The following is a 6,481-nucleotide window of genomic DNA, read 5'->3' on the forward strand; positions in this document are numbered from 1 at the left end:
TGCTGCGTGAGTCCCGCCCGGCGTTCGAGTTTCTCTGTGCGACGTGGCCCGAGGCGTTCATGGCGCAGGCGAGCGACGCGCTCGCGCAGCTCGGGCTGCCCACACTGCGCGCCCCGGCGCCGCCGCCCACGAACGGTGAAAGAGGCGGCCGCGTGGGGTCGGACGACGAGTCAGGCGATGAGTCGGACGACGAGCCTGGCCACGCGCCCGGCGACGTGGGTGGTGATCAGTCCGATGAGGAGGGTGGCGATGCCTGAGCGCGCGCGTGCGGCGACGGCGCCGTCCCCGAAAAAGATCACCGCCAAGCCGGCGCGCCCCCCGGAAAAGCTCACCGCAGAGACGCGTTCGTCAGAGGACCTCACCCTTGAGCGGCGCTACACGACCAAGGATTTCACGGCGCTGCGCGCCTACGTGCAGCGCATCGCGCCCGCGGTGATTGCGCGCACCTACTACGATCCCGATGAGGATGCGCACGCGGCGACGCCCGGCGCGATGGAGCGGCATCTCATCACGATGCTCGACGCGCTGGTGGCACTGGCGCTCGCGCACGGCTCGGCCGCGCTCGCCGAGCACCTGCGCGCATCAATCAAACAGCACGGCCAGCCCAAGCTCACGGCGGTGACGTTTCGCATGGTCACCGAGGCGGCGCAACTGGCGGCGCTGCCACCGCGGGCGGATCATCCGATTGGCGCCTGGCTGCGTCCGCGCGTGGCGCGGCGCCTCAAAGGCGAGGGCATCAGGACGCTGGGCGAGCTGGTCGCGTTCTGTAATCGACGCAGCGGCAGCTGGTGGCGCTCGATTCCGCGCATCGGCCCGGGCCGGGCGCGCGCGATTGTGAGCTGGTTACGCAGGCAGCAGGCACCGCTGCAACTAACGATCGAAGCCGACGTCGACTCCGTGGAACAGGACGGCGTCCCGTTGGTCGCGGGCGAACTGGTCGAGGTCGCGCCGGCCACCAAGGTGACGGGAAGCGGCCTGAACGGCAACGGCGAAAACGGCGGCCCAAGCAACGGCGACCCGAGCGGCGCGTCAAGCTCGACAAGTCGACTGACACTCGCGCCGCTCGAGCGGCTCGCGGTGCCGCATGCGCTCTCCGGCGCCGATGGTCCGTACCGAGGTGAAAACCGCGCGACGGCGTTCTGTTATATCCAGGCGAACCACGATCTCGATGCGGTGCGCGCGTATCTGAACCGCTTTCGCGATCAGCCAAAAACGCTGCGGGCGTACACCAAGGAGCTCGAGCGCTTCCTGCTGTGGGCGGTCGTCTTGCGCGGCAAGGCGCTGAGTGATCTACGCGTGGACGACTGCGAGGCCTACAAGGATTTTTTGAAAGATCCGGATCCGCGCTTTGTGGGTGAGCGCTTTCCCCGGCACTCGCCGCGCTGGCGACCGTTCGCCTTGCCCCACACCTCTTTCGAGGGCGACGGTCAGGCTTCGCTGTGTGCGACGCTTTCGCCCGACTCGCAGCGCTATACCGTGCGGGTACTGCGGACGGCGTTCGCCTGGTGGGTCGATGTGCGCTATCTGGCCGGCAATCCGTGGAAGGCCGTCAACGATCCGACGGTGATCAAGCGCGAGCGGGCGATGAAGATCGAGCGCGCCTTGCCGGCCAATCTGTGGCGCAAGCTGCGTGACGAACTCGATGTGCGATCAGCAGAAGAGGGCGGGGCGACGGTCGGTGCGCAGTGGCGCATGGACACGAACATGCGTCAAGCCGGCGTGCAGTGGCGCGAGTCCCGAGCCGGCGTGCAGTGGCGCGCCGTGCGCGCGGCGATTCTGTTGATGGGCGATTCGGGCCTGCGGCGTGAAGAAGCCGCCAGCGCCCGGCGCGAGGATCTGCGCCCTTCATCCTTTGGAACACCCGAGCGACCGGTCTGGGAGCTGACCATCGTCGGCAAGGGTCAGCGCGAACGCACGGTGCCGGTGAGCGCCGCGACGCTGGACGCGCTGCGCGCGCATTGGCGCGATCGGGCTCAAGATTTCGACGGCGCGGCCGAAGAAGACAAACAGAGCGGGCCGCTGCTGAGCCCTGTCGTCATTCCGTGGACCGACGCGTCGCGCCGGCGACATCGAGCGGGGCAGAGCGCGGAGGGCGGGCAGGGGCAGCCTGCGAATGAAGCGGGCTACACCGCCGATGGACTGAACCGGCTGATTAGTCGAATGGTCACCGAACTGGTCGAGACGATGGATGGGTTGAGCCTTGATGAACGCGTGAGGCTCGGGCAGTCGAATGCCCATGCGTTCCGCCACACCTTCGGCACCCAGTCAGTCGCGGATGAAGTCCCGGTGGATGTCGTGCAGAAGGTGCTCGGTCACGCGTCGCTGCAAACGACGACCATCTATGTCCAGGCCGAAAAGCAGCGCGTGGTCGAAGCGGTGGCGCGCTACTATGCGGGCGTCGCCACGCATAAGACGGGGCAGTGAGCCGCAGCGCAGTCGGCGTTGCGCGCGTCACTGACCAAACGAATTACTTTCCGGCGCTTTCTCGTGCATTTGCGCCGGAACACAGGAAAAACACGATGACGGATGAAGAAATCAACCTGCGCGCCGGACTGGTGGCGTTCTCCGATGTGGACCGCGTGGTCGCCGTGAATCTCGATCAGTTTGATCCGTTGAACTCGCGCGATGATCTGATCAAGCTACTGGTCGAGACCGGCATCTCGTTTTCGCGGCCTCGTGAAGGAGATATTGTTGCCGAGAACGGCAGCAGCAGCGTCGAGGTGACTATTCGACGGGACGATGTGGTTGCCGCCGCTGCACGCGCAGCATGTGAACTTGCGGCGAGCTGGGTCGACGACCACGACGTCCAGGCATGGAAGGTCGCGACAGGACGATTCGCTCGTTAAGCGCGCGGCTGCCTATTCGCTCGAGCTCCAACGTAGCCAGACAATCGGCGAGGACATGCTTCGAGTATGCTTTGATACAGTACGATGGGCGAGGCGCAGCAAAACGGTAGGACGGGACAAAGTTCGTTGGCTGCCAACAATTTCACATTGCGAAATATATGACTTCAGAATGGCAATCCGCCGGGCTCGTCGGATACAAATCGGACAACCTTGACCGCTATAAGAGAAATTTTTTGCGGCAAGCGGTCTGTGAGTTCCGGTTCCCGACGTTGCTCGACTTGGGGCGCCCGAAGCCCCCGGATAGTTTCGCAAAGGCACTTCGGAAAGAATACCCGTTTTTGGACTTGGTGCAGGAGATGCAATTCGGGATTGGCGGAGAACCGGGTGGATCGGTCAATAAACATGTTTTTCGATCCGAGAAACGTAAGTGGACTGTATCCATCAAGGAGAACGCTCTGTCCGTCGAAACGTCAGCTTATACCGAATACAGAGAGCTTCGATCCCGCACACTGTCTGCGCTCGCTGCCGCCTACAAGGTAATTGACACTGACTTTTTTACGCGGGTGGGATTGCGTTATATAAACGTTGTTCAGACGGACGACGAACAGGACCCAATTCGGCATGGCTGGATCAACGATCAACTTGTGGCTCCATTAAGATCCGGCTTGTTTTCTGGGGTCAGCGAGTTCTCGGGTCGCCTTGCTCTAGCGTCGGAGGACGGCGGTTGCTTGTTGCAGCACAGTCTACGTTTCAAGCCGCGCGAAACGATGGAGGAGAACCCGGAGGTTGTCCCAGGATTCACAATAGATATCGATGCATTCCGAAATGGTGTCAAATATGACGAGGCCGGCGATGTTCTAGATGGCATGCATACTCAAGCGTTCAATGTTTTCGATTGGACGCTTGGGGAGCCCGCTCGAGAATACCTCGCTAAATAACTGTTCGAGTTCGATCGATAAGACTTCCATGAACCTCTACGCAAATCCGGTTGTCATCCAACGCAGCCAATTCCGCCCGACTTCTTTCGAAAATCGTCAAAAGACCGGCGCGAGGCAAATACCCAGCTATATTGGAGACACCCGCTTTACAGCGGAGCGCGACTATGGCATCACGAGCCGGCGTTTCACTCGCGACGAAGCGAATACGTCGACCGTACAGCGAGTGCGGGACGTCCAACGGTCTAGCCCGACGCCTACTGTCGAGGAAGTCGTGACGCCAACGCCAGTTCCGAACGGCGAGCGTGCGGTTACTGAGCGCATGGCGAACGAACGGATGATTCTCCTCGCTAGGCAGTATGCGAAAGGCCCAAATCCCCAGGAGACTGAACTTCGCCTTGCGATCATCACTCAGCGTATCTTAACGCTGGTCCCACGAGTCACAAGGAACCATGTTGACGCCTTAGAGCTCGCAACCCGCGAAATCGCGGAAACAGAAGCAGACCTCGACGAACGAGCGCGTCGACGCGCAGAACTCCGTCGTATTAGAAACGTCGGACAGGGAAGCGAACGCGCCTGAAGATAAGCATGAGCATCTTCCAGTTTCCTAAAAGTCGGCACACGCGACGATTTAGACCGAAGCAGTACAAACGCTACGGAACGTACAAGCGGTGGCTGCAGGCAGAGTTCAGGCGCGTTTGCGTGTATTGCCGACATCCGGACAGTGGGGCCGGGAAAAATCTTATCTTTGCGGCTGATCACTACAGACCAAAAGGGCTGCCTCAGTTCGCTCACCTGGTCTGCGACTACTCCAATTTGTATTATTGCTGTCCGACTTGCAACAGTTTCAAGAATGACTTTTGGCCCGCTGATGAGCGGAAGGGGCCGTATGTGATAAACCCCTGTGATCACGTAATGTTTGAACACATTCGATTCGATGGACACACAGGAGAACACTCTCCCAGAAGTGACTTTGGTCTCCTTACAGAGACGCTGCTTCATTTGAATGACCCGACCAGTATCGAGTACCGATTGGACACCCTTGCAACAGTCCAGGCACTGGAACTTGTAATAGGCAAGCTGGAAGCTGAGCGCAATGAAATCGAGCAGGACTTCAATGACGGCATAATGTCCGCCCCCGAATATGCGCAGCAGCTCGCGGATAATTCTAGACAACTCGCGCGTAACGAGTCCGCCCGGCTAGCCCAAACGGGCGAGTCCGTCCATGTGTTGGAGCAAGCTTTGCCGAAAGGCAATTAGCCAATTAGTTACAGCCACGCGTGGCAGCGATTCGAGCGGCCGCCGCGGTGAAGCGTAGGCGTCCGCTGTTTCGCCGTGCCGCTGAAAACCTTTTAAGCCGGAGCCGAACCTGGCGATGCAGCATTGACATAATCGCGTGTCTTAACGCAGGTTAATTTGTAGGAGCAAAGTAGTAGTGTCGTACTTGAGCAAAGTACAGATGTCGCACCAATACGCGCTTCTCTCGCAGTAGCGTAAAACTGATCGTGAAGTTGGTTCGTTTAGAACGAGTGCTGAATGCCGGCGTAGACACCAGACTGACTATGTCCTGGGAGGGGATTGTCGGTGGCGACGGATGTTCCCGGATTGTTCGCGTTCAAGCCCGAAGTTGGCTGATTTGCTATTCCTCACGGTGGCCAATTGGAGGTCAAGCAAGGTGCGCTTCGACAGGTTGTAGGAACCTCCTACGGTATAGATCGTCGCGTTTCCGGATCCGTTGTTTCCGTTGACGTGATAGGCCACTGCAATTAGAGCAGCGGCCCACGAGGAAGGAAAAGTGATTGGGGGCGGAGGTGCGCTGGATCGTCCAGGTTACTTCATCGCGCCGACCATCGTACGAGATATCAAGGAAGGGGCTCGACTGGTTGATGAAGAGCAGTATGGCCCGGTTTTGCCCGTCATTCAGTATTCGGACCTGGACGATGTTATTCGTCGAGCGAACGACACTGTCTTCGGTCTCGGCACGTCGGTTTGGTCGACGAACATCGAGCGTGCGCGCAAAGTGGCTGCTTCTCTTGAAGCCGGTTCAATTTGGATTAACAAGCACCTGGACTCGCAGGTGGATGTTCCGTTCGGCGGAATGAAAGAGTCTGGCATCGGCGTCGAGTACGGCGAAGAGGGGCTGGTTGAATTCACACAATTGCAGGTCATCAGCGTCGCTTAACGAGCGGCTATAGAGCCGTCGCATCGGGATGCCGTTGGCGGTCTGCTGGGTCAAAGTGGCCCAGCGGTGCTTGCGGGCGGCGCAAATTTTCGTCTACCGAAGGAATACCCGTGCCGCAGCAGTTCCGCCAAGCCCAAGGTTGAGTTCTTGGACGAGCAAAAGCCCGTCAGGCCTATGTCTACTTCGGGTCACGCAACTTGGAACTTTCCGGCTCGCGCTCCAACGTCAGAAATAGCAGAGGCTCTATGGTTCAGGCTTTGGTGGTCTCGATTGCTTGCAGCATCACCTCCACTTCAGCGGACGCCGCCTCAAACCAGCGCTGCGCGTTCAGGAGATTTTCGCGGCTCGGTTGTACGCCGATCGTCATATATCCCGTCAGGCGGGCAAGGTGGGCACCGGCCTTATGCAGGTTACGCACCAAGTCAATGTTCTCGTTTAATGGTAAGCGGTCCGTTGTCGGCGTCCTTCCCGCGCGATGAGTGATAGGCGATGCTGGTGTCCACTTCAACTTTCAAGTG

Annotated in this window: 7 protein-coding genes and 2 pseudogenes; 7 read left to right on the plus strand and 2 right to left on the minus strand. The window is 59.7% G+C overall.

Annotated elements, in window-relative coordinates; genetic code table 11:
• From AWB78_RS47990 to AWB78_RS40910, 6 genes and pseudogenes are all read left to right on the plus strand, one after another.
• Positions 1-257 (plus strand): annotated as a pseudogene (locus AWB78_RS47990) (hypothetical protein); the annotation flags it as partial.
• Positions 250-2,424, plus strand: coding sequence for a site-specific integrase (locus AWB78_RS40890; RefSeq protein WP_232478099.1), 2,175 nt, complete (start codon positions 250-252; stop codon positions 2,422-2,424). The pseudogene AWB78_RS47990 and the gene AWB78_RS40890, both read left to right, overlap by 8 nt.
• 95 nt (positions 2,425-2,519) lie before the next feature.
• Positions 2,520-2,846 (plus strand): hypothetical protein, encoded by a 327-nt coding sequence (locus AWB78_RS40895; protein WP_062612794.1) that lies wholly within the window; start codon positions 2,520-2,522, stop codon positions 2,844-2,846.
• Between the two features lie 158 nt (positions 2,847-3,004).
• Positions 3,005-3,784, plus strand: a complete 780-nt coding sequence (locus AWB78_RS40900) for a TIGR04255 family protein (RefSeq protein ID WP_062612797.1) — start codon at positions 3,005-3,007, stop codon at positions 3,782-3,784.
• 28 nt (positions 3,785-3,812) lie between these two features.
• Positions 3,813-4,361, plus strand: a complete 549-nt coding sequence (locus tag AWB78_RS40905; protein ID WP_062612800.1) for a hypothetical protein — start codon at positions 3,813-3,815, stop codon at positions 4,359-4,361.
• Positions 4,362-4,813: 452 nt separating this feature from the next.
• A complete protein-coding gene (locus AWB78_RS40910) occupies positions 4,814-5,041 on the plus strand; it encodes a hypothetical protein (RefSeq protein WP_062612802.1) in 228 nt (75 codons plus the stop codon).
• 260 nt (positions 5,042-5,301) lie between these two features.
• Here AWB78_RS40910 and AWB78_RS44675 read toward each other — a convergent pair.
• Positions 5,302-5,563, minus strand: a pseudogene (locus AWB78_RS44675) (porin); the annotation flags it as partial.
• A 13-nt stretch (positions 5,564-5,576) separates the two neighbouring features.
• Here AWB78_RS44675 and AWB78_RS40915 point away from each other — a divergent pair.
• The gene (locus AWB78_RS40915) at positions 5,577-5,963 is read left to right on the plus strand and encodes an aldehyde dehydrogenase family protein (RefSeq protein WP_062612804.1); all 387 of its coding nucleotides are present in this window, start codon (positions 5,577-5,579) and stop codon (positions 5,961-5,963) included.
• Positions 5,964-6,213: 250 nt separating this feature from the next.
• Here AWB78_RS40915 and AWB78_RS47280 read toward each other — a convergent pair whose 3' ends face one another.
• Positions 6,214-6,384 carry a hypothetical protein gene (locus AWB78_RS47280; protein WP_157697840.1) on the minus strand — a complete coding sequence of 57 codons (171 nt, stop codon included), beginning with the start codon at positions 6,382-6,384 and terminating at the stop codon, positions 6,214-6,216.
• Between the last annotated feature and the right edge of the window lie 97 nt (positions 6,385-6,481).

The organism is Caballeronia calidae, from assembly GCF_900044055.2.
GTDB classification, from domain to species: domain Bacteria; phylum Pseudomonadota; class Gammaproteobacteria; order Burkholderiales; family Burkholderiaceae; genus Caballeronia; species Caballeronia calidae.

Excerpts from the sequence above, each read along its gene's own strand:
- AWB78_RS40890 (WP_232478099.1), top strand. The coding sequence starts at position 250 with ATGCCTGAGCGCGCGCGTGCGGCGACGGCGCCGTCCCCGAAAAAGATC.
- AWB78_RS40895 (WP_062612794.1), top strand. The coding sequence starts at position 2,520 with ATGACGGATGAAGAAATCAACCTGCGCGCCGGACTGGTGGCGTTCTCC.
- AWB78_RS40900 (WP_062612797.1), top strand. The coding sequence starts at position 3,005 with ATGACTTCAGAATGGCAATCCGCCGGGCTCGTCGGATACAAATCGGAC.
- AWB78_RS40905 (WP_062612800.1), top strand. The coding sequence starts at position 3,813 with ATGAACCTCTACGCAAATCCGGTTGTCATCCAACGCAGCCAATTCCGC.